The following is a 24,859-nucleotide window of genomic DNA, read 5'->3' on the forward strand; positions in this document are numbered from 1 at the left end:
GCTGATGGCCTGTTAGCTGATGGCGTCGACCGGGCATTGCTGGACGCAGGCGAAACAGCTCAAGCATCCGGCTGGGTCCAGCAGTGTGGCTTTGTGGTTGTCGTCTTGGATGCTCATCGCGCCTTTGGGGCAGACCTTGACGCAGATGTCGCAGCCGTCGATGCAGGTTTCTTCGTTGACGACCGGAAGAAAGCCCGGTGGGGCGAGCGTTGCCGGGTACAGGAAACACAGCAGTTGTTGTTTGCACACGTCGGTGGGTGACCAGCTGGGGAAGTCCAGCCCGATCAGCACCCCCATCAACGCGAGCGTGATGCCCCAGAACACGGTGTCGAACACGCCGCCGCCGGTGGCCCACGCCGTCGTGGCACCGGCCGCGCCGAGCAGCACACCCAGTGGCAGCGCTTGTGGCAGGCCGGGGGCGAGCGGGAGCCGGGGGTAGGCCAGCGCGAACAGCACCGACATCAGGTAGGCCAGGCCGATGGTGAGCAGTCCGGCCTGCCAGCCGGCGATCAGCGCGGCCGGGATGCCCAGCAACCCGGCCGGCCACAGCCCGGCGCCGATGCCCATCTCGATCCGGCGGCGCACCGGGAAGGTGACCACGTCGGCGACCAGCCGGGGGAAGCTCTCGTCCAGCCAGGTCGGGAGTTCGTCGATGTCGATCGGCCCGAACACCACCCGCCACCCGGTGCGGCTGCGGACCTGTTTCGGGTCGACGCCGGGGGCGGTGAGCCGGGGCAGCACCAGCCGGTGGTGGTCCACCAACTGGTCGATGCCGGAGAGTTTGATCGCCGCCTCGATCTCGTCCACCCCGAAATGCCCGCCCGCCGACGCGCACCAGACGTTGACCCCGCCGGTCGGGGCGACCAGCAGGTAGCAGTCCAGGCCCATGCGCTCCAGCACCTGGGCGACCATGCGCACGGTGTGGTCGAAGTTGCAGGTGACGAACACCGGGGAGGAACGGTCCGGATTACCGAAGACCCGCAGGCCGGGTTCGGTGGGGAACGGGAACGATCGGAAGATCAGCTGGGCCGCGCCGCGCACCACCCCGCGGCCGGTGGCCGGTGAGGGGGTCAGGGTTGTGGCTGGAGCCGCCATGCCGGCTTCCTTCCCGTCACGATCTGGAACGACTGGCCCTGCCGGTGGGCGACCCGCACCGTCTCCAGGCCGCGGTCGGTGAGTTTGCGGTCCAGCTCGCGGGTGGCGTGCGTGCCGGTCTGGGTGACCACATAGGTCAGCGCCGCCATCGGCCACCGCCCCACCCGATACAGCCACCGCCGCACGGGAGAGTCCGGGGTGACCTCGTCGGCGAGCACCAGCGTCCCGCCGGGGCGCAGCAGCCGGCAGAACACGTCCAGGGCGTAGGACTCCTCGGTGGCGGACAGCTCGCTGAGCACCAGGCAACACACCACCGCGTCGAACGACTCGGCCGGGAACTCGCGCTCCAGTCCGGTGATGGGGACCTGCCGCAGCCGCAGCCGCCCGGCGGCGACGGGTTCGGCGAGTTTGGTCTCGGCGACGGCGAGCATCTGCGGAGACCGGTCGACACCGGTGACCTGCCGGCCCTCCGTGAGCCCCTCGGTGAGCAGTGCGGCGGTCACTCCGCCGGTGCCACATCCGACGTCGAGGATGTCCCCCTGCTCGGGCACGTGCGCGGCGACCTCGGCGTAGAGCCGCTGGATGCGGCCGATGGACAGCATCCGCATGCCCAGGTCGTAGCGGGAGGCTTGGGTTTCCAGCAGCTTCATGAACACAAACGACGACACGACGCCCCGCCCGTCAGCCGGCCTGGCCGGCAAGGTGAGACGGCACCGAACTAGCGGTCCGCGTCTCGGCCCAGGGACTGCGCAGGACCTGCTCGGCCAGCAACGCCACCGCCACCAGCGCGGCGACCAGCGGTTGCCACAGCACCCCGACGACCACCGCCGCCATGACCACGGCCAGCCGCCAGTCCAGCCGCCGCTGGGCAAGGACCTGCCGGACCCAGCCCAGCACCAGCCCCGCGACCCAGATCGAGGCGGCCCAGGCCAATCGGTCAGCCACCCAGGGGGCAAGTCCCGCGATGGTCACGGCCACCGCGGAGAGAGCGAACAGCGCGGACGCGCCCAACAGCACCCGACGCACCAGCAGCCGGCGTCGACCACCCAACGCCGCCCGGTCCTCGAACCCCGTGCCGGACTCACCGCCGGACCCGGTGTCGGTGGCCTGCCCGCCGCAACAGCTGTCCGCACGCACCGCACGTTCCGCCATGCGTTCACCTCCAGTGACCAATCGAGCTATCAGGGCGACACTAAAGACGGAACTTGTCCTATGTCAATGGATGACAATGGGACAATTTGTCATCGTTGGGTGAGATTCGCCCACGTCAGAGCGATCCGACCGTGTGTACGATCATGACAATTGCGTGACAACGGAGCCGGGCGGGTCGTCGCCGGGAGGAGATGGGGCGAGGTGGCAGAGGTCAACATCGCGGTCAGCCGCAAGATCGGGGTCCCGTTGGGCACCCAGATCCGCGACCAGATCGTCAACGCGATCGCGGTCGGTGACCTGCGTGCGGGACAGCGGCTGCCGACCGTGCGCCAGCTCGCCGAGTTCCTCGGCATCAACCGCAACACCGTCGCCCAGGCCTACCGGCAGTTGGAGAACGACGGCCACGTGATCACCCGGGCCGGCGGCGGCACCCTCGTCGCGGGCGACCCCACCACCACCGCGCCGCCGCCCGCGCAAACTTTGCGCGACCTCGTACGGGACGCGTTCCGTCAGGCCCGCCTGGCCGGGTTCAGCGCCCGCGAGTTCGCCGAGCTGGCCTACCACACCAGTGCCCAGGAGGACGCCGCCCCGGCCAGCCGGATCGTGGTGATCGACGAATACCGCGGCGAGTTGGACTTCGTGTGCGCCACCATTCGCCGCGCTCTCCCCGGCAGCCTGGTCGACGCCTTCCTGGTCGCCGACCTGCAAGCCGCCGATCCGGACGAGCTACGCGTCCGGCTGGCCGGGTTCGACTGCGCACTGGTGGCGTTCTACTGCCTGGAACAGGTCCGCCCCCTCCTCGCCGACGCCAACCTGCCCGTGGTCGCGGCGGGCGTCGGCCCGACGCTGAACTCGCTGCGCCGGATCGCCGACGAGTCCGCCGGCAAGCAGGTCGCCATCATCTGCACCGAACCCAACGGGCCCGAGTACATGGCCGCGGCACTGCACCGGGCCGGCATCACCTTCGCCGTCGACCCACTGCTCGCCCATGTCCACGACCAGCGGCTCGCGCAGATCCTCGCCGACAGCGAGGTCATCATCGCCTCCCAGGGCTCGGTCGACGTCGTCGCCACCCTGGCCGGCGACACACCGGTCATCGCCTACTCCCGGCTGATCAGTGAGGAAACGCTGGCCACTCTGCGCAGCTACACCGACTACCTGGCCGCCAACACCCCGGACACCTGACCTGCTCACCCCAGCGAACACCGACGGCGAGGGCACCGGAATAGCCAGACGAGTATGCCGTCGGCGGGTCCGCGACCAGGACCGCCGAGCTGCAACCGCAGCCGCATCAACCAGGCGCACCAGGAACGTGGCGCGACGGAAAGGCTTGACCCGGTAGCCGGGTACCGGGTCGATACTCGGCGCATGCGAACCCACGAGCTGGCAGAACACGCCGGGGTGAACGCGCAGACGCTGCGCTACTACGAACGCCGCGGGCTGCTGACCGAGCCTGTCCGGTCCCCGGCCAGCTACCGCGACTACCCCGCCGAGGCCGTCGCGGTGGTCCGGTTCATCAAACGCGCCCAAGGGCTGGGGTTCTCCCTCGAGCAGATCCGCGAACTTCTCCACCTGGCCGAGGGCGGCGTGGACTCCGGTGAGGCCACTCGAGCCCTCGCCGAGAGCCACATCGCCGACCTCGACACCAAAATCGCCGACCTGGACCGCCTGCGCAACGCATTACGGGACGTGACCGCCGCTCCGTCCCGCCGCCACCACGACCGGTCTCTGCTACACGCCATCTCCGGAGATCCCCACGATCCCGGCGCCCCACGGTGACCGTGTTGTCCGCCCGTGCCGGCCGCCACCGCCGGCGAAGACGGCGTCCGCTCCGCGCACTACTCGGACTGTTCGATCACCGGCCCCGGACTGTTGTGCCGTGCTCTCCCGGCGGGCCTGCCGGGTGGTCGCCGCCACCATCGATCCATCACGGCACCGACGCCATCCAGACCGTCGAGACCTTCGACGCTGTCACGGCACCTGGTCAAGGTCGCGGTGCAGGCGGACACTGCTGAGGTGGACAAACAAGCAGTTCACCACGACATGGAACGGGCTCGGGCGAGCTTTCATCGGCTTCTCGACGGGGCGAGTGAGGCGGATCTGCGTCGGCGGTCGAACGGCACCCGCTGGACCAACAAGCAACTGCTGTTCCACATGCTGCTGGGCTACCTGATCATGCGGGCACTCATGAGGCTGACGCGTCTGTTCGACCGGCTGCCCACCGGTGCCAGCCGTTCCTACGCGCGGCTGCTCAACGCGGCGACCACACCGTTCGACGCCGTGAACTACCTCGGCTCCGCCTTGGCTGGCACCGTCCTGAGCCGCCGCCGGATGGCGGTCCTGTTCGATCGGGTGATCGCGGCATTGCACCGCAGGCTCGACGGTGAGACCGACACCGAGCTCACTCGCGGCATGCACTACCCGACCCGATGGGATCCCTTCTTCCAGGACTTCATGACCCTCGCCGACCTGTATCGCTTCCCCACCCAGCACTTCGATTTCCACCGCCGCCAGCTCACCCTCGACATCGAGGAGTGACCTCCATCCGCGCGGGCGAGCATGATCTCGTCGCCGTGCGGAGGGCGGGCCATCGCCGCCCTGTTGCCGACATGCCGTGGGCGCCGCCAGTTGGTGGCCCCACGTCATTGGGATCCAGGTGACACCATCGGGCGTTGGGAGCGGGATACTGCCGTGCGGTTGGCGAGGGTGTTCTCGTCGACCATGTCGGTCGGCGCCTTTCGGTGTCGATCATGTGCGTGGAGGTGCCCGATGACCGTCCAGCCCGAGCAGGAGACCGCGTCGCGGATGGGGTGTTGGTGCTGTGGTTCGCTGTACCCGGAGGCGGAGTTGGTTCGCTTGGGCCAGCACCCGGAGGTCGGTGTGTGCCTGGCCTGCGCTCGCTGGTTACAGCGCCGCGCCCTCGCCCGCTACGACGAACACCACCCCACGCCGGCCGCGCGGGCGCGAGCCGCCGTCCAGGCCGTCCGCGCCGCCGTCATCCGCAAGGGCTGGCATGAACGAGGCGTGCTGGGGGCGCTACTGCGCCGCATCGACCGCCACCTTCCCTAGCGGCGAACACCCGCCGCGGAACGCCTCGCGGTGAACGGCAACGGCGGCCGTGCTGCCGGGATTCGATCAGCGGCACGGTGAGGGGCGGCGGCGTCGTGCACTTGCCGTTCGCCGGAGTCAGGTGCTCGGGGTGATGCGCATGCAGGCGGCCAACGCTGCGGCGTTGTCGGCGGCCAGGGACCGGGCCAGCAGCACCAGATCGGCCACCCGCGGGTCGGGAACCCGATAGTGGGCGAAGCGGCCTTGACGGCGCACCTGGACGTAGCCGCAGTCCGACAGGCACGCCAGATGCGCGGAGACGCGTCCCTGCGAGAGCCCGACGTGGGCGACGCACTCGGTGACGGTGTGCTCCTCGTGCAGGAGGAACTCCAGCAGTCGCAGCCGCACCGGGTCGCCCAGCGCGCGGAAGAACTTGGCCACCACCTCCACCCCGTTGGGCTCGGTGGGCAGCAGCGCCGCCGCCGGCTCGGATAACGCAGCCATAACCTCGTCCCCCTCACACCAGGTATGCAACGTATGCGGATGAACGGATATAAGGTTACCATCGCCCATATCTGGTGAGGCGAATACGTCCGGCGGCCGAGGTGAAAGTCGACGGGGTGGAGAGGATCAGCGATGCGGTACGACCTGGCGGTGATCGGTTCCGGTGGCGGGGCGTTCGCCGCGGCGATCGCGGCACGACGCAAGGGCAAGACCGTGGTGATGATCGACCGGGACACCGTCGGTGGGACGTGTGTGAACACCGGATGCGTGCCCTCGAAGGCGTTGCTGGCCGCCGCCCAGGCCCGCCACATCGCGCTGGAGCAGCGCTTCCCCGGCATCCGCACCGGCGCCGAGCCGGTGGACGCAACAACTTTGGTCGGCGGCAAGCGTGAGCTGATCGAGGGCATGCGCGCCGCGAAGTACGTGGACCTGGCCGCCGAGTACGGCTGGGAGATCATGCCCGGCCACGCGTCCTTCCGCGACGGTCCCGTGCTGGAGGTCGCGCACACCGAGGGCAGCACGATCCGTGTCGAGGCCGAGCACTACCTGATCGCGACCGGGTCGACACCGTGGGCGCCGCCGATCGACGGCCTGGACCAGGTCGACTACCTCACCTCGACCACCGCGATGGACCTCGACACGCTGCCCACCTCACTGCTGGTGCTCGGCGCCGGATATGTCGGGCTGGAACAGGCCCAGTTGTTCGCCCACCTCGGGGCCGAGGTGACGGTCGTGGCCCGGTCGCGCCTGGCCTCAGCCGAGGAACCGGAGATTTCCGCCGGGATCGAACGGATCTTCACCGACGACGGCATCACCGTGCACACCCACACCACGATCAACAGCCTCCGCAGCGAACCGAACGGGCAGGTCATGGCCACGCTGACCGACAGCGAAGGCCAGCGGCGGACGCTGTCCGCGGAGCGGCTGCTGGTGGCCACCGGTCGCCGCCCGGTCACCGACGGCCTGAACCTGGACGCGGTCGGCGTCAAGACCGGCCCCCGCGGCGAGATCGTGGTCGACGAGCACCTGCGCACCGACCACCCCCGGATCTGGGCCACCGGGGATGTCACCGGCCACCCGCAGTTCGTCTACGTCGCCGCCGCGCACGGCACCCTGGTCGCCGACAACGCCTTCGACGACAGCGATGGTGGCGGTGTCGATGGTGGCGGTGTCGATGGTGGGGTCGGCCGGACGCTGGACTACCACCACCTGCCCAGGGTGACCTTCACCAGCCCGCAGATCGCCTCGGCCGGCCTCACCGACGCCCAGGCGGTCGAGCAGGGCTACGCCTGCGAGTGCCGGGTGCTGCCGCTGGAGTACGTGCCCCGCGCGGTGGTCAACCGGGACACCCGCGGCGTGATCAAACTCGTCGCCGAACACGGCACCGGCAGGCTGCTCGGCGCGCACGTGCTCGCCGAGGGCGCGGGCGAGGTGATCGCGACCGCCGTGTACGCGCTGGCCAACGACATGACCGTGCAGCAGATGGCCGACCTGTGGTGCCCGTACCTGACCATGGCCGAGGGCATCAAACTCGCCGCCCAGACCTTCACCCGCGACGTGTCCAAACTGTCCTGCTGCGCCGCCTAACCCCTGCACGACACCACCCGGTACGACACCAGGTATGAAGCCATGACGAGCACCAGGCTGATGACGGTCGGAGAACTGTCCCGACGGACCGGCGTGCCGATCAAGACCCTGCGCCAGTACACCGACTGGGGCCTGATCTACACCGTCGGCCGCAGCGCCACGAACTACCGGTTGTTCGACACCGACGCCCTCTGGTGCGTCGGACTGATCGGGCAGTTGCGGGGACTCGGGCTGACCGTCGCCGAGATCCGCGAACTCACCCACGTGGAAGCGCCTATCGGCCCCCGCCTCGCCGACCTGCTCCGCGACTCACGCGCTCGGCTCACCACCAAGATCGCCGAGCTGCAGCAGACACTGCACCGCATCGACGAGTTCGAAGCCACCCACCAGCCGGACCTCGCCGGCCAGAGTGGCGCGTGCTGGGCGGGCGATCCGAGGTGCACCGCCAGCGCTTGACCCTCACCCCGGGGGCAGACCATACGGTCACGGCCGAACACCCCAACCACCTCAACCACACCGACCACTGTGGCTGAACGCCGCGGGAGGTATGACCGTGACCAGCACATCCCCCAGACACGCGATCGCGGAGCTGACCAAGCCAGGCGGCGCCCTCGACCTCGGCCACGACCAAGCACGCCTGCTGATCAGAATGTTCCACCTGCTCGTCGAAGGACAGCCGGTCAGCCGCGAGCACGCCCTGAACGCGACCGCCGAGCTGGGGATCGACCGGACACGCGTCGACGCCCTGCTCGACACGTGGACCGAACGCGACAACGCGGGCGCCATCGTCGGACTTGGGATCACCCACAACCCCACCGCCCACCAGATGACCATCAACGGGAAGCGGATGTGGGCCTGGTGCGGCATGGACACCCTGATCTTCGCCCACATACTCCGCCAGCCGATCACCATCGAATCCACGCCGCCCGACTCAGGGGAGGTTGTGCGCCTGCAGGCCGGCCCGTCCGGCGTCACCGCCGTCACCCCGGTCGAGGCCGTGGTCACTCAGCGAGTGCCCAGTAGCGACCAGGTCGACCTCAGCAGCACGGCCGCGATCTGGGGCACGTTCTGCCACCACAACCTCTTCTTCCCCCACCGGGCACACGCCAAGCAGTGGGCCGCCGGCCGCGACAACCACGGCACCGACATCGTCGTCATGTCCATTGAGGACGGGTACGTGGTGGCCCGGGAGATGGCCGCCGCGCTGCTGCGCTACGAACCGGGGGTAGCGTGATGGCCGAGATTCTGGAGCCGGCCCTGGACAAGGCCCGTGCCACCGCCGCGCTCACCCCACCAGCCCGGCAACTACACCGATGGGTGCTGACCGTCTTCATCGATACCGGTCACGCGCCGCCACGCGCGGACCTGGAACGGATGGCCCGCGACCACGGCGTCGATCCCGCCGCGGCCCTGTCCGAACTGACCACGCGGGACGTGCTCGCGGTCGACGAACAGGGTGAGATCCGCGCCGCGTACCCGTTCTCGCCCACGCCGACCCGCCACCGCGTCACCTGGGACGGCGGGACCGGCGTGCACGCGATGTGCGCGATCGACGCCCTGGGGATCTCGGCCATGCTCAGCGTCCCGGTCACCGTCACCAGCACCGAACCCGACACCAACCACGAGGTGACCGTCCAGGTCGACCACAACACCGCACGCTGGCACCCCACCACCGCAGTGGTCTTCGCCGGCACCACCGCAGGCGCCTGCTGCCCCTCGGTGGACCGCACCTGCGGCCACATCAACTTCTACACCACCGCCGACGCCGCCCACGACTGGGCCACCCGCCACCCCGAGGTCACCGGCGTCGTGCTGGACCAGGCCCAGGCACTCACCTGCGGTATCGCCGAGTTCGGCGCCCTCATACGACCACTCGACCAACCTGCCGGAGAGGACATAGGGCGATGAGTACACCGTCGATCGGCCTCGAGGAGTTCGACCGAGGCTGGCTGGAGGCAATCAAGCAGACCCCAGCCGCGTTGGCCATCATCGCCCTGGGCGGACTGACCAGGCTCGGGGAACACCCCGCTCCGCTCGACCGACTGGCCCGCATTCTCAACCGGTCGCCGGACCAGACAATCGCGCTGGTGCGGGAGAACACCACGGCGCGCATCGAGCACGGGCTGATCCACTGGACCGACCCCTACCCCGGGGACCGGACACGCCGGACAATCCATGTCGGCGACCGCGAGATCGCGATGAGTAGCGGCTGCGCCCCTGACCTGTTCGCCTTCGCGGCGGTGCTCGACGTGCCCTTCCGAGTCGAGGACATCTGTGCCACCACCAAGACGCCGATCCACATCGACTACATCCCCCACGGATACCAGCGCGTGGATCCACCGGAGACGGTCACCCTGCTGCTCCCGGTCGAGCAGATAAAGCACGTCATCGGTAAGACCTTCGAACACGTCAACACCCACGTCTGTACCCATCAGCCGTTCTTCGCCTCCGCCGAGGCAGCTGAGCCGACACTGGCCACCCACCCCGGAAGCCGCGTCTTCACCGTCGAGGAGATGTTCGAACGATCCTGGTACACCTACCTCCACGACACCCTGCGGCCACTCATCCACTAATCCAACCGCGCCGGTTCTTGAGTACGGATGAGCCTTGAGGCACCAATCGCGACCCTGGATCGTCAAGGACGGGACAGCGGCGAACCCCGGACTCGCCGCTCACGATAAGAACCCGGCGGTCTCGGTCACGGACGTATGGGCCCACCTGGCCAACGACCACGACATCGTTGGCTACTCCCACGCGGTTCATCAGCGGGGTCGTGGGCTCAATGGCCGGTCCGACCACGCCAGCTGTCAGTCGCGGTCAGAGGCCGAAGGCGTTGCCTTCGATAAGGATCAGCAGGCCGACGCCGATCAGCCCGCCGGTCCCGGCGGTGGTGAAGACCGGCACGTAGACACCGATGTTGTCGCCACCGTTGGCCAATGTCACTGCGGCGACTGTGAACACGGCCGGGCCGTTGCCCGTAGCTGCGACTGCCTCGTCGTCGAGTGTGTCGCGGCGTTCGCGCCAGGCACGCCAGGCCGCGCGGACGCCGAGCACCAATGGCAGCACCCCGAGGTAGGGGATCAACGCGGCGGGCAGCAACCCGGCACCGAGCGCGCCGACCATCGAGACGGCCAGGAGCGCGGCGAATCCGAGATACTGTCCGACCACGACCCACACGGCGACGCCCCGGCGCCCCCGGTCTGACCGAAGAACAGCGCCAAGATGACGATGTCGTCGACATTGATGGCCGCGAACATCCCCACCGCCTGGCCGATGAGCCCCAGATCCACCCCGGTCCTTCCCCTCGCCCGCCGTCCGCAGCGACTTTACGGACAGGCGACGACCGAACGACCACAGGTGATCAGTCACAGCCGCAACGATTCGAGGACTGCCGCTGATCACCGCGCCGTGTGGCGGGTCTGGCCGAGGCCGGGGAAGAACCGGCCGACTCGGGCGTCCATTGTGGTCATGCCGTGGCTCGCGGCGGACAAGAAGAAGACCGGGCAGGCGATGAATCGGCCGCCTCGCCGGCAACGGTGATGTCGGCGGCGAACTCCAGGATGGTGCGCAGCACGGCACGGACCATCCACTCGTCGTCTGCGATAAGCACCCGGATCACAAGGCTCCGTCCGTGTGGTGAGTGGCACGACAGCATCCACTGGAACCCGCCGTCTGGAGCGGACTATGTGGTCACCTTGTCGCCGACCAGACGGATCCGCTCGACCCAGGGATCTCAACACGCAGACTTGACAGGGAAGCGCGCCGGGACGACAAGCCGCCCGCCGGGAGCGAGCTGCTGCCACCATGCGGCGGGGATGTCCCACGGTGAGACGGTGGCGATCATGCGGTCGTACGGGGCGTGGTCGGGGTAGCCGAGTCCGCCGTCGCCGGTGATCACGTGCACGTCGCCGTAGCCGGTGGCGGCCAGCGCCCGCTCGGCTCGCGCGGTGACGTCTGGGTCGATGTCGATCGAGGTCACCAGGTCCGCGCGGCCGGTCAGTCGGGCGAGGAGTGCGGCGTTGTATCCGGTGCCGGCGCCGATTTCCAGGATGCGGTTGCCCGGTTGGACGTCGAGTTGGTCGAGCATCGTTGCGACCAGCCACGGCGCCGTGGCGCAGGACAACGACCTGCCGTCGTCGAATCGGTGGGTGACAACCGCTTGCCACGGGTCGTAGGCGACTGCTAGGTCGGCGTCCGGCACGAACTCGTGCCGCGGTGTATCGCGCAGAACCCGCTCGACCTCGCTGCGTTGTGCGTGTTCGGCCTGCCGGATTCTCTCGACCATTGCCGCACGCAGCGCTTCCGGCGACGTAGTGGTGGTGTACATCGTTTCCTTCGTATCAACGGTCGTTGGGTTGACGAGTCGCAGCTAGTGGTCGACGCAGGGCTGTTTCTCTGATGGAAGAAGTAAACCCATTGTGGTGCAACGGTTTCGATATGTTCCAGCCACTACGAGTTTGCCGGAGCGTGGACGTTGCAGGACATCGCTTTCACGCTGCGTGCCATGACCTCCTCGGCCCCGGCTAGTGCTGTCGTGAGATCTGCCAGCAGTGTGGCCGGGAGCGTGCCGCTGCCAAGCGCGCACACTTCGACAAGGTCGGAGAGTTCACGTACTTGGGAGTCTGTGAGCAATTCGCGGCAGCCATTGTGGGCGAGCACGTCACGGGCGACGTATCCGTCTCGGGTAGCGGTGGCGGAGTCGATCAGATCAGCGGCGATCTGGTGCGTGGCTGGTGCGTCGGTGGTGCTGATGGCGTCGATGAAGGACAACCCGAGCCGTGTGTGGAAGACGGCCAAGCCGGGCGTCGAGGTGTCGAGGCCGTGGTACTGGTCCAGGAGCGCAGTCAGGTCAGCGCTACCCGAGGCGCCGTGGCACTGGATGGTCAGGCACGCGGTCACGGCGTTCTCCCACGGTTCTCCTGGTGTGGTGTCGGCCAGGAGGGCGAGGGCGCTGTCGGTGTCGCCGGATACGGCGTGGGCGATGACCGCGACTTGGCGGCCGTCGAGCATCCGGTGCCCGATGCCCTTGTAGCCTGCCAGCCGGGCGCGTGCCTCCGTCCAGCGTCCGGCGGCAGCGAGAGCGCGGCCACCGGTGGCCAGCAGAACCGCCCACAGCCAGCTGCGGATCTGCTGGTGCGTCTCGACCGAGTCGGTGAGGTCAGCCGGGATCTCGATGCCATCGACGTCGGCATCGGTGCGGGACGAGACCGCCTTGAACAGGGTGTCCATCAGCGCGAAGGCACGCTCGCCTTGGCCCTCGCGGATGTAGAGGCGGGCCAGGTTGGTGATCGGTTCGAGGGCGAGGCGGGCTACCTGCGCGCCCAAGGGGCGGGCGCGCAGGTAGATGTTCACCTGCTGGTGGCACCACTGCCGGGCCAGGTCGGGCAGGCCGCAGTCGGAGGCGATGAGCGCGGCTTGGTTGTGCACCGCGGCTGCCTCGGTGATGTCGCCGGAGTGTGCGGCCTCGCGGGCGCGGTCGCACAGTTCGGCCACCCGCCGGGCCAGCGGGAGGCAGGACGGGCGGGTTCGGGCGACGAGGGGGAAGCGGCGGGCGAACGGGCCGGTGGGGTCCATGACGGTTACTCCCAGGTGACGGTCATGGGCTTGGTGGGGCGGTCCAGGACCACGCGGCCGGGGTTGGTGTCCGGCTGGGGCGGGGTGTCCGGGATGGCGAAGCGGATCGTGGACGAGCGGAAGCCCTTGTCCCAGGTCGTGATCTCGCTTGCGACCTGCTCGGCGAGTTGCTGACCGCTGGCGCCGTGGCCGATGACGCCGACCTCGTAGCGTCGGCCACCGTCCGGGCCGGGTTCGGCCGGGCGGATGGTGAGGTAGGCGAGGCTGCCGTCGGCGGCGGTGGTGGCCATCGCCACCGTGGGGAACATCGGTCGCACCAGGCCGCTGTCCTTCGCGGCGGGGGCGACCTCCATGCGCATGAGGGGGTTGGGCAGGTGGCAGGCCAGCCAGAGGTCCAGCCACTCGAAGGACTCCCTCGGGACGAAGTGCACGCCGGTCCACACCTCGCGGGCGGGGGTGTCGAAGACTCCGGCGAGGGTGTCCGGGTTGGTGGCGTGGTTGTTGTCCTTGTGGGTCTGCAGCGTCACGTCGCCGGGGTTGAGGCCGGCGCCGGTGAGGTCGAGGACGCGGCGGGCGTCGTCGCCGAGGCCCCGCAGAGGCATGAAGATCGCCATCTCACTGCTCAGGCTGGTCCAGCCGTGCTGGTCGCGTTCGAAGACGATGCTGCGCGAGGCGCACCCGCGCAGGCGCACCGGAGCCACCAGCCGTCCACCGGGTGCGAGCTGATCGAGCCAGGCAGCCGGGACTTCGTAGGCACCGACGGTGGCGATGACGCGGTCGAAGGGCGCGGTCTCCGGGTGGCCGAGCGCGCCGTCGGCGGCGACCGCATCGACGTTGCTGATGCTGGCGGCGGCGAGGTGCTCGCGGGCACCGGCGACGAGGTCCTCGTCGATGTCGATCGTGGTGACGCGTCCGGTCGGGCCGGTGAGGGTGGCCATCAGGGCGGCGTTGTAGCCGGTGGCCGCGCCGAGTTCGAGCAGCCGCTCGCCGGGCTGGATGCCGAGCTGTTCGAGCATCATGGCGACGATCTTGGGCTGGGACGCGGCGCTGATGCGGGTGCCGTCGCCCTCGTGCTTGGTGTAGACGGGGTCGTCGGCGTACGCCTCGGCCAGGGGAAGGCCGGGGAGGAACAGGTGGCGCGGCACCTGCCGGAACGCGGCCTCGACCGCGTCAGTGCGGACGGTGCCGTCCTTGACCAGACGGTCGGCGAGCTGGGCGCGCAGCTCGTCGGCCGAGTCGGTGGAGGCGTCACTCACAGTAGTCGTCATTGCGGGAACCCTAACGGTGTCGGCGGTGGTGGTCCCGGCTGGTGCCTGCCGGGTAGGCGTGCCCTGGGAGTTGGCGTGGAAGACGGTGTCGACGGCCAGCGCGGCGAGCGTGGCCTGATCGGGTCCGGAGAGTCCGGCGCGGTTGGCGTGGAAGATGAAGTGGTGCGCCAGGACCGCGCGCAGGCCCCGCTCCAGGTGTCCGTCGCGGGCGAGGTCGGCGAGTTGACGTCCGGCGGTGTCGAACGCCGCCCACCACGTCTCGGGCACCTGGTCAGGCGCCACGTCGGTGATCCTGTGCGTGTTGGTGGTCATCAGCCGCCGCACGGCCTGGCGCAACCGCTCGGTGCGCTGCGAGTCCATGTGATCGACATGGGCGGCGGGCCGGAGTGCAGCGACCTTGGCCCAGACGTCGCCCTGCTCGAACCAGTCCAGCCCGGCGGCGCGCAACATCGCGCTGAACAGCAGGACTGTGGCCTCCCGCTGCCCCAAGGCCGCTGGTGCCGTGGCGCGAGCGAGGCAGTGGCGGCTGTCGTGGTGGAACAGCGTGTGCGCGATGTCCATCCCGGCGGGGCCGCCGAAGGCGAGGGTCTCGGGTTCGTAGATGCCGCGGGTCCAGCGGACGACCTGTCCGTCGGCTTCCAGCTCGGCCAGCAGCGTGTCGACCACGGTCGTGTCGGGGTTGACCGGCTGGTAGCGCAGCCGCCAGGCGGGCGTCTTGCGCAGGTGCCACCACGTGTCCAGTTCGCCGTCCTGCTGGGCCTGGTCGAGGGCGGGCGCCAGCAAGGTCGCGGCGGTGTGCTCGGCAGTGGGCGGGTCGGCGAACTCGACCAGATAGTGGTGCCAGCGGCTGTCCGGCGGCATCAGCGCAGGGTCTCCTCTCGGTGGTCAGGTCAGGTGATCAGCAGGCAGGTGTCCCAGCCCGTCGCGGGCTCGGTCACCGCGGCGAGGGCGGCCAAGCCGACCCCGGCGGCGCCCTCCAGCACGCCGGGACCGTCAGGGACGGGCTGGGTGCGGCCGCGGTGGAGCAGGTCGGTGGCTAGCGCGTGGAGCCGGGTCGCGGCGGGTCCGGTCGTGTCGGTGGCGGCGCGGGCGGTGATGCGGGCGAGTCCGGCGTAGCCGTGGCACAGCGAGGTGTCACTGACCAACGCATCCTGGGCCGGGTCGGTCACCGCGCTGATCAGGGCGTCTTCGGCGATCTGGCCGTGAGGAGCGTCGCCGAGGGCCAGGGCGGCGAGGTGCAGGGCGCGGGCGATACCGGCTGTTCCGTAGCACCAGCTCGGGCGGCGGTCGGCTCCGCTGTGCCGCACGTGCGCTGGTCTCGATCGCGCCTCGTCCCTGGTGATCATGTAGGGCCAGCGATGCCCGCCGGGGGTGTCGATGCGCCAGGAATCCAGGCACGCGCAGATCGCCTCGACCGCCTCGCGCTGCCCGTCCACAATGACGCCCCTGCGCAGGGCCTGGGCCAGCAGCGCCAACGGCCCGCTGATGCCGTGCGCGAGGCCGAAGTTGCCGTGGCCGCCGGGGAACTCGTCCTCCACGCGACCGGTGGGACCGGTCAGGGTCCACCACCCCGGCAGCTCCTCTCCCTCGATCATCACCGGTTGGGTGAGGCGCACCAGGGCACCCAGCACAGCCCGTAGGGCGGTGCCACCGGCATCGTGGTGCAGCAGGTACGCGCCGAGACCGGCGAGGCCGCGGATCGTGTCGAACTCGACCATCAGCGGCAACATCCCGGCGTCCATGCGCGTGTGCGCGGTGTCGACGCGGGCATGGGCATCGGCGGCGATCTGCCGGGCCAAAGGCGCGAGCGCGGATCGATACGTGCCGGGGCGGACCGTGGCGGCGCCCGCGAGGGCGCGGGCCACGGCCGGCGCGCCGTAGAACCCGCCGGTGCTCGCCCCTGCGGTGACCGGCTTGCCGACGACGACGGTCAGCCACTCGTGGGCGCGGTCGAACGGCCGCACCCCGGCCGCCGCCAGCTCGATGTGCAGCAACGCGACACCAGGAGCCCCGTGGGCCAGCGACTGGTGCCACCACGGCTGATCAGTGGGCAAGTCGGCGGCGTCGGGCCGGGCGAGGCGGTCGGCGATCTCCACCGCGAACTCGACCGCAGTGTCCGAGGCGAGGTCGGCGTTCATCGAGGTCCTCCCGCGCGGGCAGCGAAGGTCAGGGCCGCGGTCCGGGCCAAGTAAAGGCACACCGCCTTGTCCTCGGGCTCGATGCCACACGCCCGCAGGAAATGGGTGTGCAGCAACGACCCCAAGACTGCGTCCGGGTCAATGCCCTCGGCGTCGGCCCCGGACAGGTGCGCGCGGTAGGCGGCCAGGGCCTCGGCTCGGTCGGCCCACGTCACGACGATCGCTTCCCCGCCTGGTTCGCCGCGCAGGGCGCGGAAGTTCTCGCTGGGGTCGGCCAGGCGCCGTGCCTCGGTGAACACTGGCCGAGGCACGACGGCCGGCGGCTTGGCCGGGACATGGTCGATCAGCCACCGCATCCCGGCCTCGGTCCCTCCGGTAAAAGCGATCGCGATGGCGGCGAAGTTCGCCGCGGCCAGGGCGTGATGGTGAGGACGCATCGGCTGGACGAGCTGGGTGACCACGGCGCGGGCGTCCGCGGTGAAGACGGCCTCGGCGGCGGTCAACGCCGCTCCCGAGCCCCAGCGGCCGGTCTCCGGGTAGGAGGTCGCAAAGGCCACCTCGCGCAGCAAGCCCAGACGGCGGAGCCGGTCGGTCCAGGCGCTGACCCGGCCGGCGGCCTCGCCGAACACCGCGGGTTCGGAGCTGGGCAGCGCGATACGCAGGCGCAGGTAGTGCTCGTCGCCCTCGCAGAACCGCAGGAACCACCACCGCGGCTGGTCCTCGCCCCACTCCGCCAGCAGCGCGGGCAGATGCGCGCCGAGCACGGCGTTCTGGCGTTGCCGGTCGCCGTAGAGCTTGGCGAACAGCAGCGGTGACGCACCGGGCGGCAGGCCGTGCTCACCAGGCCGGACAATCCGCCGAGGTGTCGGGCGCGGCGGTCGTGCCGTGGCCTGCGGCTGGCGGGCGCCCAGGGGCACGACGACCTCGTGGGCCCGGCCGTCGAGCCACCCGGCGGCATCCTCGGCGGGGCCTTCCTCCAGCACCGCATACGGATTAGTGGTCAGGTGCTCGTGTAGCAGCACCCGGTGCGCCTCCTCGGCGAGGTCCAGCGGCAACCGCCAGTCACCGTCGACCAGAAGCACTGCCTCCGGGAGCCGCCGACGGGTGCGCCAGTCGGTCAGCGCGGCGTCCCAGGTCGCCCAGCCAGCGGTCCGATCGGGGAGGTCGGCAGCGGCCAGCCGCCACAGGGCCGGGGACAGCACGACGCGGCCGGAGCGCACTCGGGGAAGGAACGGCAGGGTGGCCGCCGCGCCCCAGTCGAAGTCGGTGACCTCCGCGCAGTGGGCGCGGGTGAGCTCGATCAGGAAGCGGGCCAGCGGCGGCGTGTGCTTGCGCAGGTTGAGCGCGTGCATCCCCCATGCCTCGACTCTCGCACCGAGGCCGGGTGCGGTCAGATACAGCCGGTCACTATCGCAACTGACCGCCAAGTCCGCCGCCGTGAGCACCGCAGCCGAGGCAGTGTCGCGGTGTTCAGCGAGGCTGATGACAGTCGGCAGGACCTGGACGCTGCGGCTGACGTGCGCGGTGGCGGGGTCCAGCGGTGGGAATGACAACTGGGCCGCAAGGACCTCCTCCGGTTCCGGCGAGGTCAGCAGCGGCGTTGTCAACGTCCGGCGATCCTGCTGATCGAGCACGTGCAGGAAGCGGCCGATGACGACGCCGGCCGACCGTGAGACCGAGGTGACCGCGAGCTGAAACCTGCCCTCCTTCAAGGCCCGCAGGCTCGGGGAATCGACGCGTGCGCACAGCTCGAGGTGCGAGGGCAGCCGCACCGAGCGCACAGGCGCCTGCTCCAGTTCGGCGATCAACGTCTCGTCGAGAACGACTTCGCGGTGCCCGTCCAATGCGGCGGCTTGGGCGACGGCCAGGAGCCGCTCGTCACGAGGCGTCCGCTGTGGGCGAGGAGCGGTCCTGGTGGTGCCGGGGTAGCCGTCAGGCCAGCCGATCCCGCTGTCCGCGACGACTTCCAGAAGCGGCACCTGTGTGCCGGTGCCGAACCGCTGGTAAAAGCGCCGGTGGTAGTCCGCCCAGGTTGTGGTGCCCCTGGGGCGGGAGGTCAGGCGTGCCAGCAGCAGCGCAGCGCGTTCGGCTTCTCGGGCGACCGGCTCGGGGAGCACGATGTCTAGGTCCAGCCGTAGGCCGACTGTGACGGGGTTCCGCCGCGACGGAGCCAGGCGGCTCATGGAGGCGGCGGCGTCGGCCCGTAGCGTGCGCCGCGTTTCTGCAGAGCCGTGTTGATGCTGCCGCAACAGGTCGTGGATGTCGTTCAGCGCCGCGCACTGCTCGGCGGCAGCCTCGCCGACCTCCACCAGCTCGCGCGCCAGGTGGCCCAGTGCATCGGGCTCGGTGCTCGGTGCGTGCAGGTTGGTGACGAGAACACGGTGTGCGACCAGCGTGGTGAGCAAGCCAGTCACCGTGCCCGCAGCTCCACATGGGAACTCGGTCTGGACTTTCGCGCGCAAGTCATCGAAGCGGATCGGTTCGCGCGCAGCGCACACGGCCGTGCGTACTGGGCCCGTGTATCGAAGCTCGACTTCGACAGCACCGGTGCCCCGGTTGCTGGTGGTCGGCTGGTACGGCACGACAAGACGCTCACCTCGCACCGTCAACGTGGTGTTGGCGACGACGAGCAATCGCTCCAGGACCGCGGGGTGACTTTCCAGCTGACTGATGACCTCGGCCAGCCATCCGGCGTCAGCCCCGGCAACCGCCTGGTGATCATCGCCCGAACGCCGGGACGGAACCGAGGCGAACCGCCCGGCGGCGACCCCTGCGAACAGGCCGTTGGGAGTCGGACGGCCAGTCAGCCGCGCCAGGTAGCGCACCACGGACAACACCGCGCGTCGTACGTCACGCTCGCCAGCAACCCTTGCGCCAAACAGGTTGCGGATGCGGTCAGCAAGGATGGGACTGGCGAGGCCGATGGCATCGCGGGCAGCTTCGACCTCCCACACCCGGCGCAGCCAATCCACCCACTCCGTGACAGTGTCAGCCCCGGTAGCCGTCAGCGCTGGCCACGGCGGAAGTTTGAGATCGCTCTGGGCAACGGCTCGGACCAACACGCAATCCGCGGCTCGGAAACCGACGCGATCGGGCAAGGCCGTGGACACCGGGCACCTTTCAGAAAGCGACAGATGGAGTCTGGACGCCCGCCCGCAAGGCCGCGGGCGGGCGTCCAGTCGCTCGTGACAATCAGGCGGAGGTGATGCAGGTCGACTTCTCGCACGTACTCCCGCAGCCGTCATCCGTCATGTTGATCAGATGCGCCGGGTCCACCACCTCGACGAGCGTGATGTCGAGGTCGAACTCCGCGCCCGTCGCGACCTCCGCGGCGGGCGCGGTCACCGTGGTCGGCGACCACTCCATCTGAACCGTCACAGATCCTCCTTCGTGGGTTTCACGCCCCGAGTCCCCGTGCGTCGGCCATGACTCGCCGCCAGCAGGCGGACCAGCCTGGAGTTCGACTCGGTGTACCAACTGCTCCCACCAACACACCCGCAAGCGGGAACCCCATCGAAGTGGAGGGCGGCCACACCACCACACACCCCTCAGCGGCGCGTCCCGGTGAAAGACGCTTCCGGGTACTCGGACTGCGCCGGAAGCGGAAGCTCGCCCGGACCGCAGCGGCCTCAGTCAACTCCCGATGATCAACGACAGCCAGAGCGGTCATGCGGCGGCAATGAGGCGGCAATGAGGCGTCACCACCTCTGAACTGCGCAAACGTCTCTTGTCGGCCGGTAGTCCAAACGGGTACCGCTTGCCGAGCGGGTGATCAGACTTGACCGGCAGCTGGTTATCGTGGCATCGACCGACGGGTGGGACGAGGTGATGTTCATGGGCGTCCGGCGAGAAGCATTCGCGGCGCGGCGCGAACTGATGGGCTACACCCAGGAAAGCCTCGCGGCAGCCGTCGGGGTTGAGTTCTCCACCGTTGGCCGCTGGGAGCGCGGCGACCTGACACCGCAGCCGTACCGCAGACCGCGCATCGCGAAGGCACTCGGGCTTACCCTCGAGGAGCTGGGTACGTTGCTCACGCCAACATCATCTCGGCGAACCACCGCTCCGCCCTCGACTTCCACCCCGGTTCAGGCTGCGGACGCCAACGATGACGCAGGAGGACGACTCGACACCCATGCCACGACCCACGACGTCTTCCGAGTCCCTCATGAAACGACAGCGTCACGGGTCAGCGGCAACCCGCTCGGACGGGAAGCCGCCCCTGTTCAGCCCGACTTCGCGGAGATAGACGACATGAACCGTCGCGACCTGCTGCGCCTGTTCAGCATGACGAGCGCGTTGCTCGCGTTGCCTGCCGTCGAGCCCGCCCTCGACGATGCGAACCGGCTCGCCGCGGCAGTTCGAACTGGTGCGGTGGACTCGGCGGCAGCAGCTGAGTTCGCGCAGCTCAACACACATTTGTGGCGTGTGTACGCGCTCGCGCCGACCAAGAGCCAGGTACTTCCCCTCGTCCGCGCCCAGCTCGACGTGCTGACCGAGGGCTTGCGTCGACCGCAGACCCCAACCATCCGGCAGCGACTCTGCGAGTTGTCCGCCGACCTCTTCCAGTTGGCAGGCGAGATCTTCTTCGATGGTGACCGCTATACCGACGCCGCCCACTGCTACACCCTCGCCGCGACAGCGAGCAAAGAAGCCAACACTCCCGACCTCTGGGCGTGCGCGCTGACCAGACACGCCTTCATCGCCGTCTACGAACGCCGGTTTACCGAGGCCGCCCCGATCCTTGACCTGGCTGCTGACCTGGCCCGCCGCGGTGACCCCGCTCTCTCGACTCGCCATTGGATCGCCGCCGTTCAGGCTGAGACCTTCGCCGGACTCGGAGACCTCGATACCTGCCAGCGCGCACTCGACACCGCCGCCGAGGTCCAGCACCTGCAGGGGCCGGTGCACAACGGCGGCTGGCTCCGGTTCGACGGCTCCCGTCTCGCCGAGGAGCGCGGCACCTGTTACGTCACCCTTGGCCGCCCCGATCTCGCCGAGGCCGCCTTGACCGACGCGCTGGCCGGCAACCTGACCGCCCGGCGGAAAGCGAGCGTCCTCACCGACCTGGCGATGATCGGTCTGCATCGGCGCGATCCCGATCAGGTCGTCACCTACGCCAACGCCGTCCTGGCTACCGCTCGGCAGACGGGCTCGGGAGTCGTTGTGCACAAGCTGCGCGGCCTACAGCCGCACCTGGCCCCCTTGCTCGCCGACCAACAGATTCAACAACTCGATGCCGAGATCAACAGCCTGATCGGCACCCACGCCGCGTGATGGAGGAGAACAGGATGCAGGACGACCGTGGCCGCGTGTTCCGCGAGGCGTGGATCGCTGGAGTCACGAAGCATTACCCCGGTGAGCCCAAGCCCGGATACATCACGCCGTGGGACCAGACCCCGGACTGGGAGCGCGACGCCGCGACCGCCGTGTACGACCAGGTGTTCGCCTTCATCAAGGCCACCGATGGTGCCACCGCGAAGCTCACCCGAGACCAGAAAGGTCGCTTCGTGGCGCTGTGCTGGATCGGCCAGATCTTCAAGCACTTTCCCGACCCGAAGCCGTCCTACGTCGCGGACTGGGACGACCTGCCGGACTGGCAGAAGGCGACGGACATCGACATCTTTGAGCGCATCGAACAGGACGTGTAGAAACCGTGAACGTCACCAGTCTGTACCGGAAGTGGCTGAGCTTTCCGACGCCGTGTCATCGGCTGTGAGCGGTGTCTTATGTGGACGCAACGTGGGTCCTATCGCGAGATCCGCGTGACGTGCTGGTGGAAGCGGGCAGGAAAGCCGGTGTGCCAATCGCGGAAGCGACGTTGATCCGTGACGGCGTGAATGTCATCTACGAGATGGCCGGTGTCGTCGCTCGTGTGGGCCCTCTAGGATCTCTGCCTGTCGCCGCCCGCCAGATCCAGGCGTCGCGCTGGTTGGCTGACGCCGGAATCCCCGTCGTGCGTGCCATCGACAACATCGACCAACCCACGGTTGTTGGGAATCGACCCGTTACATGGTGGGTACAGCTTCCCGATCATCGCCACGCAACGCCAGCAGAACTGGGTGAGGTCCTAGGACGCCTTCACGCTCTGGATGTACCGGAATCGCCTTCGTTGCCCATTGTCGACCCCTTCGAGGGGCTGCGCGAGTCAATCGACGGCGGTACCGCGCTGCCGGAAGATGACCGAGCCTGGCTTCGAGATCTCACAGAGCAGCTGCACAGCGAGTACTTGGCGCTGGTTCCGGAACTCCCTCGGTGCGTCATCCACGGCGACGCGTGGCAGGGCAACGTTGTTGTCCCCAGGACGGGCGGCGCCCCTGTGTTGCTGGATCTCGACCATATCGGGATCGGACCTCGCGAGTGGGACCTGGTCTCGTTGGCAGTCGATTACACCGACTTCGCCCGGATTACAGACTTGGATTACCAGGCTTTTGTGGCCGCTTACGGCGCTTACGACATGACCGCCTGGCCTGACTACCGCACCCTGGCGACGATCAGAGAACTACGTTGGACCGCCTTCGTCCTCGGCAAAGCCAATTCCAACCCGGAAGCAGCCCAACAGGTACGACACCGGGTGGCCTGTTTGCGGGGCAAGATCAGTCGACCGTGGTCGTGGTCGGCCTTTTGAATCGGCGACTCTGACTTACTAGAACATCGAACATCTGAGGTGGTAGGCGTTGGATCGGCGACAGGAACTCGCAGCTCGACGCGAAGCGATGGGCTTCACACAGGAATCGCTTGCGCAGAAGCTCGGCGTGGAAGCCTCAACGGTCGGTCGGTGGGAACGTGGCACGCTCACGCCACAACCGTGGCGTCGGCCGAGAATCGCATCGGAACTCAAGCTCTCGCTCGCCGAGCTCGACACGCTACTCAATCCCCCAACATGCGGCGCCGCGCCTACAGAGGCCACCACGATCAGCCGACGTGAAGTCATGCGGGACACAGCTCTGCTAACGGGCACAGTGCTTGCACACCGTTGGCTCACCGCGCCTAACAGCGTCGCCAGAGCCAGCTCCGATGGAGTTGCTTTGCAGGATCTGGCCTCGACGACGGCGGCTGTGGCGAGGTTGCATGAGACCTATCAAGCGGCTCGGTACGCCGAGGTCGCCGGCACGCTGTCCACCGTCGCGGAGGCTATCACTGCGTTGATATCCACCAGTCTGGGACAAGAACGACGCCAAGCTCTGATCCTGCGATGCAGTAGTGCAGTGGTAGAAGCGAAGCTGGCAACCAAAACGGGTGACGGCGCGGCGGCGCAGGTCGCGGCCGAACGTGCGAAAGCGGCTGCCGACGAAGCTGACGATCCGTTCGGACAGGCTGCTGCGGCATACCAGATGACCTGCGCCTTGCTCAAACTTGATCAAGCCGCAATCGCGGAGGAGCTTGCGGTCAGTACAGCTGCAACCTTGAACGGCGATGATCCACGCCGCATCAGTTGGGCAGGCGCGCTGACGTTGATCGCATCGATCATCGCAGCACGGCGAAACGACCTCGACACTGCCCGTGGGAGGTTGGACACCGCACAACGGCTGGCAGAACGGCTCGGACGAGACGCCAATATTGGCTATACCGCGTTTGGCCCCACTAACGTCACCATTCACCGTATGTCGGCTGCCGTGGCCCTGGACGACCCGTACCAATTGCTCGCCACCAGCGAACGACTTGATCCCATGCGTATGCCCACGGGCTTGCGTGGACGGCGAGCCCAGTTCCACCTCGACAGCGCTTGGGCGCACACTCAGATCGACGAAGACGCCCTTGCAGTGCTGCACTTGCTGGAAACCGATCGAATCGCCCCCGAGATCGTTTACACCAGTCGTACGGCCCACAACCTCATCCGAGACCTGATGGCACGTGAACGGCGTCGTGAAGTACCCGGCCTGCGTGAACTAGCGATCCGTACCGGGGTGACGGCGTGAGCCCTGACCGCGGCTCTGCCTATCTCGTGGTAACGGCCGCGCCGCCGGTGTTGAGGATCGACGAGTTCGTTGCCTTGCTGTCCGAGCAGGGATGGCGGGTGTCGTTGATCGCCACTCCTTCTGCGGCCTCGTGGATCGACCTCGACGCGCTCGCTACCGACACCGGCTGCCTGACGCGGGTGACTGCACGTCCACCAGGCGAACAGGACTCGCTGCCGACAGCGGACATCGTCATTGCAGCTCCGCTTACGTTCAACTCCCTCAACAAGTGGGCTGCGGGTATCAGCGACTGCGTGGCTCTGGGTGTGTTGAACGAGCTGCTCGGCGCCGAGATACCGATCATCGCCGCACCTTGCGTGAAAGCGTTGCTACGTAAGCATCCTGCGTACGCCGACAGCGTAAAACGCCTCACGCAATGCGGAGTGGTCATGCTTGACCCCGATGCGGTGACCACACGGGCGGAGAACGGGCTTGCCGCCTTCGACTGGGCGCAGATCCTCTCAGCCGTGGCGCGAGCATCAGCGACGAGTCGTTGAACGGGTTAACCGTCCGCCATATGGTCGGGCGGCCGGTCGAA

At 68.6% G+C, this 24,859-nt stretch carries 25 protein-coding genes; 14 read left to right on the plus strand and 11 right to left on the minus strand.

All coding sequences use genetic code 11. From position 1 onward, the window contains the following. Window positions 1-12 precede the first annotated feature (12 nt). From ACIBVP_RS21985 to ACIBVP_RS21995, 3 genes are read right to left on the minus strand one after another with little or no spacing between them, the layout of a single operon-like run. Window positions 13-1,095, minus strand: a complete 1,083-nt coding sequence (locus ACIBVP_RS21985) for an HgcAB-like fusion protein (protein ID WP_396108068.1) — start codon at window positions 1,093-1,095, stop codon at window positions 13-15. After that, window positions 1,071-1,745: a corrinoid protein-associated methyltransferase CpaM gene (cpaM, locus tag ACIBVP_RS21990; RefSeq protein WP_396108069.1), complete on the minus strand. Its 675-nt coding sequence runs from the start codon at window positions 1,743-1,745 to the stop codon at window positions 1,071-1,073. Before cpaM ends, ACIBVP_RS21985 begins: the two co-directional genes overlap by 25 nt. 31 nt (window positions 1,746-1,776) lie before the next feature. Then, window positions 1,777-2,247, minus strand: a complete 471-nt coding sequence (locus ACIBVP_RS21995) for a hypothetical protein (protein WP_396108070.1) — start codon at window positions 2,245-2,247, stop codon at window positions 1,777-1,779. A 150-nt stretch (window positions 2,248-2,397) separates the two neighbouring features. Here ACIBVP_RS21995 and ACIBVP_RS22000 point away from each other — a divergent pair, with 150 nt between their 5' ends. The 4 genes from ACIBVP_RS22000 (at window position 2,398) to ACIBVP_RS22015 (ending at window position 5,316) form a co-directional block, all read left to right on the plus strand. Then, window positions 2,398-3,432 carry a GntR family transcriptional regulator gene (locus tag ACIBVP_RS22000; RefSeq protein ID WP_396108071.1) on the plus strand — a complete coding sequence of 345 codons (1,035 nt, stop codon included), beginning with the start codon at window positions 2,398-2,400 and terminating at the stop codon, window positions 3,430-3,432. Window positions 3,433-3,615: 183 nt separating this feature from the next. Further along, a complete protein-coding gene (locus tag ACIBVP_RS22005; protein ID WP_396108072.1) occupies window positions 3,616-4,026 on the plus strand; it encodes a MerR family DNA-binding protein in 411 nt (136 codons plus the stop codon). 15 nt (window positions 4,027-4,041) lie between these two features. Next, entirely contained in the window at window positions 4,042-4,785 is a 744-nt protein-coding gene (locus tag ACIBVP_RS22010; RefSeq protein WP_396108074.1) for a DinB family protein, read from the plus strand. A gap of 231 nt (window positions 4,786-5,016) precedes the next feature. Beyond that, window positions 5,017-5,316, plus strand: a complete 300-nt coding sequence (locus ACIBVP_RS22015) for a hypothetical protein (RefSeq protein WP_396108075.1) — start codon at window positions 5,017-5,019, stop codon at window positions 5,314-5,316. A gap of 117 nt (window positions 5,317-5,433) precedes the next feature. Here the strand turns inward: ACIBVP_RS22015 and ACIBVP_RS22020 are convergent, their stop codons facing one another. Beyond that, the gene (locus ACIBVP_RS22020; RefSeq protein ID WP_396108076.1) at window positions 5,434-5,799 is read right to left on the minus strand and encodes an ArsR/SmtB family transcription factor; all 366 of its coding nucleotides are present in this window, start codon (window positions 5,797-5,799) and stop codon (window positions 5,434-5,436) included. A 132-nt stretch (window positions 5,800-5,931) separates the two neighbouring features. On the opposite strand from ACIBVP_RS22020, the gene merA reads away from it, so the two are divergent. From merA to merB (ACIBVP_RS22045), 5 genes are all read left to right on the plus strand, one after another. Beyond that, complete coding sequence (gene merA / locus ACIBVP_RS22025; protein ID WP_396108077.1) at window positions 5,932-7,386, plus strand: mercury(II) reductase; 1,455 nt, start codon at window positions 5,932-5,934, stop codon at window positions 7,384-7,386. A 42-nt stretch (window positions 7,387-7,428) separates the two neighbouring features. Beyond that, entirely contained in the window at window positions 7,429-7,842 is a 414-nt protein-coding gene (locus ACIBVP_RS22030) for a MerR family transcriptional regulator (RefSeq protein WP_396108078.1), read from the plus strand. A gap of 97 nt (window positions 7,843-7,939) precedes the next feature. Continuing rightward, window positions 7,940-8,620, plus strand: a complete 681-nt coding sequence (gene merB, locus ACIBVP_RS22035) for an organomercurial lyase (protein WP_396108079.1) — start codon at window positions 7,940-7,942, stop codon at window positions 8,618-8,620. Then, complete coding sequence (locus ACIBVP_RS22040) at window positions 8,620-9,294, plus strand: alkylmercury lyase family protein (protein WP_396108080.1); 675 nt, start codon at window positions 8,620-8,622, stop codon at window positions 9,292-9,294. The genes merB (ACIBVP_RS22035) and ACIBVP_RS22040 overlap by 1 nt, the downstream gene beginning before the upstream one ends. Next, window positions 9,291-9,959, plus strand: a complete 669-nt coding sequence (gene merB, locus ACIBVP_RS22045; protein WP_396108081.1) for an organomercurial lyase — start codon at window positions 9,291-9,293, stop codon at window positions 9,957-9,959. Before ACIBVP_RS22040 ends, merB (ACIBVP_RS22045) begins: the two co-directional genes overlap by 4 nt. A gap of 244 nt (window positions 9,960-10,203) precedes the next feature. Here merB (ACIBVP_RS22045) and ACIBVP_RS22050 read toward each other — a convergent pair whose 3' ends face one another. From ACIBVP_RS22050 to ACIBVP_RS22080, 7 genes are all read right to left on the minus strand, one after another. Continuing rightward, entirely contained in the window at window positions 10,204-10,563 is a 360-nt protein-coding gene (locus ACIBVP_RS22050; RefSeq protein ID WP_396108082.1) for a cadmium resistance transporter, read from the minus strand. 556 nt (window positions 10,564-11,119) lie between these two features. Continuing rightward, window positions 11,120-11,713, minus strand: a complete 594-nt coding sequence (locus ACIBVP_RS22055) for a methyltransferase domain-containing protein (protein ID WP_396108083.1) — start codon at window positions 11,711-11,713, stop codon at window positions 11,120-11,122. 122 nt (window positions 11,714-11,835) lie between these two features. Next, entirely contained in the window at window positions 11,836-12,960 is a 1,125-nt protein-coding gene (locus ACIBVP_RS22060; RefSeq protein WP_396108084.1) for a hypothetical protein, read from the minus strand. 5 nt (window positions 12,961-12,965) lie between these two features. Then, the gene (gene fxlM / locus ACIBVP_RS22065; RefSeq protein ID WP_396108085.1) at window positions 12,966-15,089 is read right to left on the minus strand and encodes a methyltransferase, FxLD system; all 2,124 of its coding nucleotides are present in this window, start codon (window positions 15,087-15,089) and stop codon (window positions 12,966-12,968) included. Window positions 15,090-15,118: 29 nt separating this feature from the next. Then, window positions 15,119-16,366, minus strand: a complete 1,248-nt coding sequence (locus ACIBVP_RS22070; RefSeq protein WP_396108086.1) for a lanthionine synthetase C family protein — start codon at window positions 16,364-16,366, stop codon at window positions 15,119-15,121. Next, window positions 16,363-19,476 carry a lantibiotic dehydratase gene (locus ACIBVP_RS22075; protein WP_396108087.1) on the minus strand — a complete coding sequence of 1,038 codons (3,114 nt, stop codon included), beginning with the start codon at window positions 19,474-19,476 and terminating at the stop codon, window positions 16,363-16,365. Before ACIBVP_RS22075 ends, ACIBVP_RS22070 begins: the two co-directional genes overlap by 4 nt. Window positions 19,477-19,558: 82 nt before the next feature. Beyond that, window positions 19,559-19,744, minus strand: coding sequence for an FxLD family lanthipeptide (locus tag ACIBVP_RS22080; RefSeq protein ID WP_396108088.1), 186 nt, complete (start codon window positions 19,742-19,744; stop codon window positions 19,559-19,561). 420 nt (window positions 19,745-20,164) lie between these two features. Between ACIBVP_RS22080 and ACIBVP_RS22085 the strand changes: the two genes are divergently transcribed. The 5 genes from ACIBVP_RS22085 (at window position 20,165) to ACIBVP_RS22105 (ending at window position 24,818) form a co-directional block, all read left to right on the plus strand. After that, window positions 20,165-21,640, plus strand: a complete 1,476-nt coding sequence (locus ACIBVP_RS22085; RefSeq protein WP_396108089.1) for a multiprotein-bridging factor 1 family protein — start codon at window positions 20,165-20,167, stop codon at window positions 21,638-21,640. 14 nt (window positions 21,641-21,654) lie between these two features. Then, the gene (locus ACIBVP_RS22090; protein WP_396108170.1) at window positions 21,655-22,014 is read left to right on the plus strand and encodes a hypothetical protein; all 360 of its coding nucleotides are present in this window, start codon (window positions 21,655-21,657) and stop codon (window positions 22,012-22,014) included. Window positions 22,015-22,133: 119 nt separating this feature from the next. Further along, complete coding sequence (locus ACIBVP_RS22095) at window positions 22,134-22,991, plus strand: phosphotransferase enzyme family protein (RefSeq protein ID WP_396108090.1); 858 nt, start codon at window positions 22,134-22,136, stop codon at window positions 22,989-22,991. Between the two features lie 49 nt (window positions 22,992-23,040). After that, a complete protein-coding gene (locus ACIBVP_RS22100; RefSeq protein ID WP_396108092.1) occupies window positions 23,041-24,282 on the plus strand; it encodes a multiprotein-bridging factor 1 family protein in 1,242 nt (413 codons plus the stop codon). Then, complete coding sequence (locus ACIBVP_RS22105; protein WP_396108093.1) at window positions 24,279-24,818, plus strand: flavoprotein; 540 nt, start codon at window positions 24,279-24,281, stop codon at window positions 24,816-24,818. Before ACIBVP_RS22100 ends, ACIBVP_RS22105 begins: the two co-directional genes overlap by 4 nt. Window positions 24,819-24,859 lie beyond the last annotated feature (41 nt).

It is taken from the genome of Actinophytocola sp. NPDC049390 (genome assembly GCF_044466355.1).
Lineage (GTDB): Bacteria > Actinomycetota > Actinomycetes > Mycobacteriales > Pseudonocardiaceae > Actinophytocola.